Origin of the sequence: Rhabdaerophilum calidifontis (assembly GCF_008641065.1) — a bacterium.
Taxonomy (GTDB): Bacteria; Pseudomonadota; Alphaproteobacteria; order Rhizobiales; family Beijerinckiaceae; genus Rhabdaerophilum; species Rhabdaerophilum calidifontis.
In genome coordinates, this window is record NZ_VTRS01000010.1 from 75246 (window position 1) to 84990 (window position 9745).

A 9745-nucleotide genomic window follows, 5' to 3' on the forward strand; every position below is an offset into this window, starting at 1 on the left:
GATGAGCGGCGCGGGCGACCTCACCAGGCACCGTCTCGTCGCGGTGGTGCTCGACGAGACCTCGATCGAGCGCGGCACGCCGGACCAGGAACACGAGCGCCAGATCGCGATCTACGACCTCATCGAGGAGAACCGCTTCGCGATTCCCGAGCATGACGGCGGCCCCTACGCGCTCAGGATCGCGCTCGTCTCGGGCCGGCTCTCCTTCGATATCCGCGAGGAAGACGGCATGCCGGTCGTCCAGCACCTGCTCTCGCTCTCGCCGCTGCGGAAGGTCATCAAGGATTATTTCCTGATCTGCGAGAGCTATTACGAGGCGATCCGCTCCGCCTCGCCGGAGCGGATCGAGGCGATCGACATGGGCCGGCGCGGCGTGCATGACGAGGGGGCGGGGCTCGTGATCGAGCGCCTCTCCGGCAAGATCATTATCGACCACAAGACCGCCCGGCGGCTCTTCACGCTCATCGCGGCCCTGTCGTGGAAGGGGCAGGAACGGTGAACGCGCCGGCACGGCCACTCCAGGCGATCCTGTTCGTCTGCTCCATGAACGCGGTCCGCTCGCCGATGGCCGAGGCGCTGGCGCGGCTGCGGCTCGGCCGCCGCGTCTATGTCGATTCCGCCGGGCTGCGGAAGGGCGAGCGCGACGCCTTCGCGCTGGCGGTGCTGCGGGAGAACGGCATCGATTTCGGCGGCGACGAGCCGCGCAATCTCGACGAGATCGATTGCGAGGGCTTCGATCTTGTGGTGGCGCTGTCGCCCGAGGCGCATCGCCACGCCGCCGAGCGCCTGCGCGCCACGGCGGCGGAACTCCTCTTCTGGCCGATCGAGGACGCGACGCTCGCCACCGGCAGCCGCGAGCAGCGGATCGAGGCCTATCGCCAGGTCCGCGACACGATCGACCGGCGCATCCGCGAGGAGATCGTCCCCCGTCTGCGCGGCTGATCAGCGCCGGGCGCGATGCAGCCGCCCGCCGGGCATCGGCGCCGGAACCCCGGTCGTTCCGGGCAGGCTGAGCGGCAGCCCCCGCGCCGCCCGCATGGCGAGATAGCCGAAGCATTCCGCCTCGAGAAGATCGCCGTTCCAGCCGACGCGCTCCACCGGCTCGACCGGCACGCCGAGCGCCGTGGCGAGGCCGTGCATCAGCGTCGCGTTGTGCCGGCCGCCGCCGGCGACGAGCCAGCGCGCCGGCGGGGCGGGGACATGGTCGAGCGCCGCCCGGACCGATTCGATGGTGAACGCGGCCAGGGTCGCGACCTGATCCGCCGGCGAAAGCGGTGCCAGCGCCGCCGCGCGGGCATGGAAATGGTTCCGGTCGAGCGATTTCGGCGGCGGCACCGCAAAGAACGGGTCCGCCATCAGCATCGCGAGCCGCTGCCCGTCAATCCGCCCGGACGCCGCGACCGCGCCGCCGGAATCGTAGGCGCGGCCGAAATGCCGGCGCATTGCGTCGTCGATCAGCGCCGAGGCCGGCCCGGTATCGAAGGCGAGGATCGTCCCCTCCGCCCCGAGATAGGTGACATTCGCAACCCCGCCGAGATTGAGCACCATCAGCGGCTTGTCGAGCCCCGCGGCAAGCGCGGCGTGGTAGAGCGGCACCAGCGGCGCGCCCTGGCCGCCGGCCGCGACATCCGCGTGGCGGAAGCGGTCGACGGTGTCGATCCCGAGCGCGGCGGCGAGGCGGGCGCCGTCGCCGAGCTGGCGGGTGAAGCGCCGCTCCGGCCGGTGGAGAATGGTCTGTCCGTGCAGGCCGACGAGATCGACATCATCCGGCGCGATCCCCGCCCCGGCGAGGAAGGCCCGGATCGCATCGGCGAAGGCATCCGTCACCGCGGCCTCGATTTCCGCGAGCGGATCATGCTCGGCGCGGGCGGGATCCGCGACGAGCGCGATCAGCGCCGTCTTGAGCGCGGCGGGATAGGGGAAGGCGCCGCCGCCGAGCGGGCGCAATGCCGCCAGGCCGTCGGTCTCGACGAGCGCGACATCGATCGCGTCCATCGAGGTGCCGCTGATCGCGCCGATCGCGCGCCGCATCCGCCTGTCTCCGGGCATGGTCCCTCCTGATTCGCGCCGACAGTGTGGCCGCGGCACGCGCGGATGTCAGGTCGGGCGCCGGCCCGGCCGCTCACAGCGTCGCGAAATCCGGCAGCAGTGCCAGCGCCGCGACGAGATCCTCGGCGATCGGCCGCGGCCCGGCGCGCTGGGCGGCCGCGCCATGCAGCCAGGTTGCGGCCGCGGCGGCCTCGAAGCCCGGCATGCCCTGCGCCAGGAGGCCGCCGACCATCCCCGCGAGCACATCGCCCGCCCCGGCGGTGGCGAGAGTCGGCGGCGCGTTGGTGTTCTCCGCGAGCCGCCCGTCCGGCGCCGCGATCAGCGTCCGATGGCCCTTGAGCACGACGATCGCCCCGGTCATCGCCGCCGCGTCCCGCGCCTGCCGGGCGCCTCCGCCCTGAAGATCGGGGAAAAGCCGCGCGAATTCGCCCGCATGCGGGGTGAGGACCACCGGCCTCGGCTGCGCGCGGATGGCGCGGATCAGCGCCGCCCGTTCCCCGGCGAAGCTCGTCAGCGCATCGGCATCGAGCATTACGGCCGGGCCGGCGGCCAGCGCATCGCGGACCGCCGCGCGCGTCGCCCGGCCTAGCCCCGCCGCCGGGCCGATGATGACGGCGCGCAGCCGAGGATCATCAAGCAGCGCACGCCAGGCCGCACCATCCGCCGCCTCCCGCAGCATGATGGCGCTGACCTGCGCCGCGTGGACGAGCAGGGCCTCGCGCGTGCCCGCCAGTGTCACGAGCCCAGCGCCGATCCTGAGCGCCGCCTGCGCGGCAAGTCGCGCGGCACCCGTGGCGAGCACTGGACCGGAAAGGACGAGGCAGGCGCCGCGGGTATATTTATGATCCTCCGCCCGGCGCAGCGGCAGGGCGGCCCGCCAGAGGGCCGGCCCGTTCTCGACCGGTCCGGTTTCGGCCGCCGGCGCGGCGGGTTCAGGAATCATGCGCGGATCATGCGCGGCGGGGGCCGCGCACGCAACCACGCGGGAGATCAGGGCGGCAGATGGCGCGCGAGCATCTCGGCGATCCGCTCGCTGCCGGAAGCGTGCGGCAGCAGCGACAGGAATCGCCCGTCCGGCCCCATCAGGTAGAGCAGGGAGCCGTGGTCGATCGTATAGCCGCCATGCCCCGCATGGGAATTATGCCCCGCATGGGGATCATGCCCCGCATGGGAACCGTGGGTGGGGCGGCTGGTCGCGAGCTTGCGGCGATGGACGCGATAGGCGCGCGCGACCGCGGCGATCTCGGCTTCGCTCCCGCCGAGCCCGACAAGGCGGGGATGGAAGGCCGCGACATAGGGTGCGAGCCGGGCCGGATCGTCCTCGGGATCGACCGAGATGAAAACCGGCGTTACCGCCTCGGCGCGTGGGCCGAGCCGGTCGAGCGCGGCGGCGATCATTGGCAGATCGATCGGGCAGGTCTCGGTGCAGCGCGTGAACCCGAAATAGACCAGCATGTGGCGGCCGAGGAAATCGCGCTCCGTCACCCGCCTTCCGTCATGGGCGACGAGCGCGAACGGCCCGCCGAACCGGCCCGCCAGCGGGTCGCGCGCCGCGGGCGCGGGGGTTCCGGCGGGGGAAGCGGCATGCCCGGCATGCTGGGCGCGGGCTGCGGCCAGCGTCAGGCCGGCGCCGAACAGCCCCGCCAAGGCCCCGCGCCGGCTCGGCCGGCGGCGCGCCTGCGCGCCGCTCACGGCTTCGGCGGGGGCTGGAGCCCCCGGATTCCGTAAGGCCCGTCGGCGGCGATGATGCGGCGCGCCTCCGGGTCCGCGCGGAACCATTCCGCCGCCGCGCCGTTGCGCGCCGTCCATTCCCGCAGGAAGGCATCGGCCGGCGTGAAGGGCTGGTCCGGTGCCGTGCGGATGCCCTGCACGAAGAACAGCGTGATCGCCGGGTTCTCGACGAGGAGCCCGTCCGCCTCGATCTCGCGGCCGCAGAAGCCGACAAGATCCCGCACCGCGCCGGCGAAATCGATATTGCCCTTGGCGACGAGGCGGAGCTTTCCATCCGCCGCGAGGATGCCCAATTGCCGCCGCCCCGCGCCGCAGCCGGGCGGACAATCGCCCTTGAGCTGGCAGAGCATGTCGACGACCCGGCCCTTCAGCACCACGGCCTTCTCATGCGGGATGTTCCAGGGTTCGGCCGCCATGGCCGGCGCCGCGAGGGCGAGCAGGGCGAAAAGCAGGGGCGCGCGCATCGTCAATGTCCGAAGGGCTGGATGCCGTGCTCGGCATGGGTCAGGTTGATCACGCCCTTGTCGTCGGCGACCCGGGTGACGAGCAGGTAGCGCACGCCGTCGCGTTCGATAAGCTCGCCGTCCACCGTCACCTGATGGGTCTGGATCGTCGCGATGCGGGGGTTCGACGCGTTCTGCTCGTCCTCCTCGATCCGGAGCAGGATGTAGAACCGCCCCTCCGCGTCGCGGATCGAGACCGGGATGCCGCCGAGCGTGCACCAGACCGCGCATTGATGATGCGCCGTTCCAAGCCCGAACATCAGCCCCGAGACATTGCACCAGGTATCGACGATCTCGCCCGTGACGCTGACGCGCTGCTGCGCCATCGCCGCCGGCGCCGTAAGTGCGAGCAGGGCCGCCGCCAGGGCCGCCATCCGGTTCGACATCCGCCGCTTCTCCTGCGCGAAACCTGCCTGCATGCTGCGGAAATTGCGCCGCGATGCAAGGCGGATTTCCGCTTCGTGCGGACACGGCGCGTTCACAAATATGTTCGCGCACTCCACTAATCTTGGCTCGGGGTTTACTGCGGCGAGGCCCGATGATACCAAATCCGAGGTTCTTGTGGGGGGACCGCTGCCGAGCAGCGGCGCGGCCGGCGCCGTCCCGAGGCTCCGGCGGAAGCCTAGAGCGTTGGGATCACTGAATGAATTTCGTCCGGTCCCATGGCTCTGCCGTCGAGATGCGTGCCGCGGCGCCCTGCCGCGTACTGATGTATAGCCACGATACCTTCGGCCTCGGCCATATCCGCCGCACGCGCGCGATCGCCAATGCGCTGGTCGGCGCCTCCGAGAATGTCTCGGTGCTGATCATTTCCGGCTCGCCGCTGGCCGGCAGTTTCAATTTCGCGCCGGGCATCGATTTCGTGCATGTCCCGAGCGTTACCAAGGCCGAGAACGGCCAATATGCCAGCGCGACCCTGCGCCTCGACCTCGACGAGGTGACGGCGCTGCGTACCGCGCTCATCCGCGAGACGGCAAGCGTCTTCCGGCCGGATATCCTGATCGCCGACAAGGAGCCGACGGGGTTCCGCGGCGAGTTGCTGCCGACGCTCGACCTGCTCGCCGCGCATGGCACGCGCCGTGTGCTCGGCATCCGCGACGTGCTCGACGATCCCGCCACCCTGCGCTCCGAATGGCACGAGAAGGGCGCCATCCGTGCGCTGATCGACCGCTACGACGATATCCTCGTCTACGGGCTGGAGGCATTCTACGCCCCGCTCGAGGGCGTGCCGCTGCCGGCGGATGTGGCGCGGCGCATCACCTATACCGGCTATCTCCGCCGCACCGAGCCTGGCGGCCCGCCGGCGATCACCTATCCGCGCATGACGCGCGGCCCCTTCATCCTCGTCACCACCGGCGGCGGCGGCGATGGCGCCGGGCTGATCGACCTGACGCTCTCGGCCTACGAAACCGGCCTGCCGATCCTGCTGCCGGCACTGATCGTGTTCGGCCCGTTCCTTTCGCGCACGCAGCGCCGCGCCTTCCAGGACCGGATCGACCGCCTGCCGAATGTCGAGGCGATCGAATTCGATCCGCGCATCGAACGGCTGATGGTCAAGGCCGCGGGCATCGTCGCCATGGGGGGCTACAACACCTTCTGCGAGATCCTGTCCTTCGACAAGCCGGCGCTGATCGTCCCGCGCTCGAAGCCGCGCATGGAGCAGACGATCCGCGCCCGTCGCGCGGCCGAACTCGGGCTGGTCCGCATCTTCGACGAGAGCGGCGACGCCGCGGCCGACAGCCGCGCCATGGCCGAGGCGCTGGCCCGGCTCGGCCGACAGGCCCCGCCCTCGGCGGCCGGCCTGCCCACGCTGCTCGACGGGTTGCCGCGCGTCACCGAGGCGCTGTTCGCCGGCGGCGGGCCGGCGCCGCGCGCCGAAGCCGCGGCCTTCGGCCAGGTCGGGGCCTGACCGGCGCCGCCATGACAGCGCGCCCGCGATTGCCGATCGTCGTCAAAGGCTATCCGCGCCTGTCGGAGACCTTCATCGCCCAGGAGATCCTCGCGCTGGAGCGGTGCGGCTTCGAGATCGAGATCTGGTCGCTGCGCCACCCGACCGACCGTTATCTCCACCCGATGCATGCTGCGATCCGCGCGCCGCGGCATTACTTGCCCGAATATCTCCACCATGCGCCGCTGCGGGTGATGCGGGGGCTGCTGCGCGCGCTGCCGAACCCGCGCTTCGGGGCGCTGCTGCGCGTGTTCTGGGCGGATTTCCGGCGGGATGTCACGCTCAACCGCGTCCGGCGCCTGGGCCAGGCCCTGGTGCTGGCGGCCGAACTCGACCCCGCGCTCCGGCATATCCACGTGCATTTCCTGCACACGCCCGCGAGCGTCGCGCGCTATGCGGCGCTGCTCACGGGCCGCAGCTTCTCGTTCTCCGCCCATGCCAAGGATATCTGGACCATCCCGGATTGGGAGCGGGGCGAGAAGATCGCCGCCGCCGCCTGGGGCGTCACCTGCACGCGCGAGGGCTGGAACGAGTTGCGCCGCGTCGCGGGCGCGGCGGGGGAGCGGGTGCATCTGCTCTATCACGGGCTCGATCTCGCGCGGTTTCCCGCGCCGCCGGAGGCGCGCCCGCCGCGCGACGGGCGAGACCCCACGGCGCCGGTGCAACTGGTCACGGTCGGCCGGGCGGTCGGGAAGAAGGGTTTCGACGATCTCCTCGCAGCGCTCGGCCGGCTGCCGGCGGATTGTCATTGGCGGCTCGTCCATATCGGCTCCGGCCCGCTGCTGCCGGCGCTGAAGGCCGAGGCGGCGCGGCTCGGCCTTGCGGAGCGGATCGAATGGCGGGGCGGCAGGCCGCAGGATCAGGTGATCGAGGCGCTGCGTGCGGCGGATCTGTTCGTGCTGCCGAGCAAGCCCGCCGCGGGGGGCGATCGCGACGGCCTGCCCAATGTGCTGATGGAAGCCGCAACCCAGGCGCTGCCATTGCTCTCGACGCGCTTCGCCGGCGTGCCGGAATTCGTCGCGCACGGGGAGAACGGCCTGCTCATGCCGCCCGGCGATCCGGAGGCGCTGGCCGCGGCGCTGGCGCGCCTGATCGCCGATCCCGCTCTCCGGGCGGCGCTCGGCATGGCGGCCGCGCGGCGGGTGCGGGCGGAATTCTCCTTCGAGGCGGGGATCGCGCAGCTCTCCGAGCGCCTTGCCGCGAGCCTGGACGCGGCGCGGGATTGATGCGATGCGCGCGCTGTTCCTCGCGCCGATGAAGCCGCCGGATCATCCGGTTCCCTCGGGCGACCGGACGATCGCGCGGCTGTTCGTGAAGCTTCTCGGGCGGCTGGGCTATTCGGTCGAGATCGCCTCGACGCTGCGGAGCTTCGATCCCGCGCCGGATGCCGCGGCGGATGCGGCGCTGCTCGCGGCGGGGCAGTGCGAATGCGCCCGCATCCTTGCCGCCGAGCGCGGCCGTCCGCCGCCGGCCTTGGTGTTCTGCTACCATCTCTACCACAAGGCGCCGGATGTGATCGGCCCGGCGCTCGCGGCCGAACTCGGGGTTCCCTATATCGTCGCCGAGGCGTCGCGCGCGCCGAAACGCGCCGAGGGGCCGTTCGCGCGGCGCTACGCGCTGGCCGAGGCGGCGATCGGCGCGGCGCGGCTTCATCTCTGCCCCACGGCTCGGGACCGCGCCATGCTCGCCGCCGCTCTGCGGCCCGGACAGGCGCTCGTCGATCTCAAGCCCTTCCTCGATCTCGCGCCCTGGCCGCTGGCCACGGCGCTGCCGGCGCGGCCCGCCGGCGCGGCCCTGCGGCTCCTGAGCGTGGCGATGATGCGCGAGGGCTACAAGCAGCGCTCCTATGCCCTGCTCGCGGCGGCGCTCGCGCGGCTCGGGGATCTCGATTTCACGCTCGACATCGTCGGCGACGGGCCGGCGCGGGCGGCGGTCGCGGCGGCCTTCGCGCCGCTCGGGCCGCGGGTGCGCCTGCATGGGCGGATCGAGGATCCCGTCGCCCTGGGCCATCTCTATGCCGGCGCCGATCTCTTCCTCTGGCCGGCGATCGACGAGCCCTTCGGCATGGTGTTCCTCGAAGCGCAGGCGCATGGCCTGCCCTGCCTCGCCGGCGATGGCGGCGGCGTCGCCGACGTGATCCGCGCCGGCGAGACCGGCCTTCTGGTGCCGCAGGGCGATGCGGCGGCTTTCGCGGCCGCCATCCGCGCGCTGGCGGCGGATCGTGCGCGGCTCGCGGCGCTCGGGAGCGCGGCCTGGCGCTTCGTGCGGGGTGAGCGCAGCCTGCCGGCGGCCGCGGCCCGCGTCGCCGCCGCGTTCCGGGATATCGGGCTGGAACCGCCGGTCGCCGAACCTGCCGAGGAGGCGCGGTGATGGAAAGGGCGCGGGTGCTCATCGCCGTCACGCATCTACTGGGGATCGGGCATCTCGCGCGGATGGCCCTGCTCGCGCGCGCGCTCGCCGCGGCGGGTCACGCGGTGCAGGTCGTTTCGGGCGGCGTGAAGCCGCCGTCTCTCGATCTCGCCGGCCTCGATCTTGTGCAATTGCCGCCGGTTCAGTGCCGGGATGCCGATTTTTCGACCCTGTTCGGTCCCGATGGCGGGATCGCCGATATGACCTTGCTGGAACATCGCGCGGCGCTCCTCGCCGGGGCGGTTGCCGCGTTCCGGCCCGATGTGGTGATCACCGAACTCTATCCGTTCGGACGGCGGGCGCTCGCGGCGGAATTCGAGGCGCTGATCGCCGCAGCTGCAGCGCTCGATCCGCGCCCCGCGCTGCTGGCTTCGCTCCGGGACGTGCTGAACCCGCCCGCGAAGCCCGGCCGGGCGGAGGATGTGCTGGCCCGGCTCGCCCGCGATTACGACGCCGTTCTGGTGCATGGTGATCCGGCCGTGCTGCCGCTCGGCGCCTCCTGGCCGGTCACGCCGGCGTTGGAACGCCGTCTGTGCATGGTCGGCTATCTCCATGGCGGCCTCATGGCGGAAGCCGAAGGCCCGCGCGCCGGCATTCTCGTCTCGGGCGGCGGTTCCGGTGCCGGGCTCGCGCTTTATCGCCACGCGCTCGCCGCCGCGCCGCTGCTGCCGGATCATGCCTGGCATCTCCTTGTCGGGCACGGCGTCGCGGAGGCGGATTTCGCCGCGCTCGCCGGCAGTGCTGCCGGCAATGTCCGTGTCGAGCGCGCGCGGCCGGATTTCCCGGCCCTTCTCGCGCGCGCCGCGCTCTCGATTTCGCAGGCCGGCTACAACACCGTGCTCGACCTCGCCGCCGCCGGCCCGCGTGCGATCCTCGTTCCCTTCGCGGAGGGGAGGGAGCGCGAGCAGGGCCTGCGCGCCGAGGCGCTTGCGGCGCGCGGGCTCGCGACGGTGGTCGAGGCCGGCACGCTCGATGGTCTGCGCCTCGCGGCGGCCGCGCGGGCGGCGCTGGCGGCGCCGGTGCCCGATTGGTCCGCGATCCGGCGCGACGGCGCTGCGCGCGCCGTGGCGGCGGTCGAAGCGGCAGCAGCGCGGGCGCGGGCGCG

11 protein-coding genes are annotated in these 9745 nt (G+C 72.4%); 6 read left to right on the forward strand and 5 right to left on the reverse strand.

Annotated features, from left to right (window positions below; all coding sequences use genetic code 11):
- Position 1 precedes the first annotated feature (1 nt).
- Positions 2–499 carry a UPF0262 family protein gene (locus FWJ24_RS13770; RefSeq protein WP_150288405.1) on the forward strand — a complete coding sequence of 166 codons (498 nt, stop codon included), beginning with the start codon at positions 2–4 and terminating at the stop codon, positions 497–499.
- Entirely contained in the window at positions 496–942 is a 447-nt protein-coding gene (locus FWJ24_RS13775; RefSeq protein ID WP_246155692.1) for an arsenate-mycothiol transferase ArsC, read from the forward strand. The genes FWJ24_RS13770 and FWJ24_RS13775 overlap by 4 nt, the downstream gene beginning before the upstream one ends.
- On the opposite strand, the gene FWJ24_RS13780 is transcribed toward FWJ24_RS13775, so the two are convergent.
- The 5 genes from FWJ24_RS13780 to FWJ24_RS13795 form a co-directional block, all read right to left on the reverse strand.
- A complete protein-coding gene (locus tag FWJ24_RS13780) occupies positions 943–2049 on the reverse strand; it encodes an anhydro-N-acetylmuramic acid kinase (protein ID WP_246155693.1) in 1107 nt (368 codons plus the stop codon).
- 73 nt (positions 2050–2122) lie between these two features.
- Entirely contained in the window at positions 2123–2992 is an 870-nt protein-coding gene (locus FWJ24_RS13785) for an NAD(P)H-hydrate dehydratase (RefSeq protein WP_150288406.1), read from the reverse strand.
- Positions 2993–3039: 47 nt separating this feature from the next.
- The gene (locus FWJ24_RS13790) at positions 3040–3741 is read right to left on the reverse strand and encodes an SCO family protein (RefSeq protein ID WP_166443732.1); all 702 of its coding nucleotides are present in this window, start codon (positions 3739–3741) and stop codon (positions 3040–3042) included.
- A complete protein-coding gene (locus tag FWJ24_RS14670; protein ID WP_166443733.1) occupies positions 3738–4244 on the reverse strand; it encodes a hypothetical protein in 507 nt (168 codons plus the stop codon). Before FWJ24_RS14670 ends, FWJ24_RS13790 begins: the two co-directional genes overlap by 4 nt.
- A 2-nt stretch (positions 4245–4246) precedes the next feature.
- Positions 4247–4669 (reverse strand): hypothetical protein, encoded by a 423-nt coding sequence (locus tag FWJ24_RS13795; protein ID WP_150288408.1) that lies wholly within the window; start codon positions 4667–4669, stop codon positions 4247–4249.
- Positions 4670–4926: 257 nt separating this feature from the next.
- Here FWJ24_RS13795 and FWJ24_RS13800 point away from each other — a divergent pair, with 257 nt between their 5' ends.
- The 4 genes from FWJ24_RS13800 to FWJ24_RS13815 form a co-directional block, all read left to right on the forward strand.
- A complete protein-coding gene (locus tag FWJ24_RS13800) occupies positions 4927–6192 on the forward strand; it encodes a glycosyltransferase family protein (protein WP_246155694.1) in 1266 nt (421 codons plus the stop codon).
- Between the two features lie 11 nt (positions 6193–6203).
- The gene (locus tag FWJ24_RS13805) at positions 6204–7457 is read left to right on the forward strand and encodes a glycosyltransferase (protein ID WP_150288409.1); all 1254 of its coding nucleotides are present in this window, start codon (positions 6204–6206) and stop codon (positions 7455–7457) included.
- Positions 7458–7461: 4 nt separating this feature from the next.
- Positions 7462–8601, forward strand: coding sequence for a glycosyltransferase family 4 protein (locus tag FWJ24_RS13810; protein WP_150288410.1), 1140 nt, complete (start codon positions 7462–7464; stop codon positions 8599–8601).
- On the forward strand, positions 8601–9745 hold a 1145-nt coding region (locus tag FWJ24_RS13815), incomplete at its 3' end, for a glycosyltransferase family protein (protein ID WP_281291997.1). The genes FWJ24_RS13810 and FWJ24_RS13815, both read left to right, overlap by 1 nt.